The 311-nt window shown below is 63.7% G+C and carries 1 pseudogene; it reads left to right on the plus strand.

From position 1 onward, the window contains the following. Positions 1-311: pseudogene (locus tag SB765_RS28760) on the plus strand (hypothetical protein); the annotation flags it as partial.

Raw genomic sequence — 311 nt, forward strand, 5'->3', positions numbered from 1 at the left:
TGGCGCGACGATTAAACCCGCTGGTGAAAGGGAGCGCCTGGCTGGCGCTGCTGAGTGCGCTGGCGATGCTGGCCTGCCAGAATGTGTTGATGAGCGGCGACAGCGCCAATCTGGCCGATGTCGATATCTGGCTGGCGGTGATTGGCACGCACTTCGGTGGCGTGTGGCTGTGGGAAATCCTGTTTAGCCTGCTGGCCGTTGCCGGGTTGCTACTGACCGGGCGGCTGCGTCAGCAGGTGTTACTGCTGGCGGGCGTGCTGCAACTGGCCTGCATGGCTCTGATTGGTCATGCCGCGATGCGCGATGGCTGG

Origin of the sequence: Pseudomonas sp. SIMBA_067, assembly GCF_046534675.1 — a bacterium.
In the GTDB taxonomy this organism is placed as follows: domain Bacteria; phylum Pseudomonadota; class Gammaproteobacteria; order Pseudomonadales; family Pseudomonadaceae; genus Aquipseudomonas; species Aquipseudomonas putida.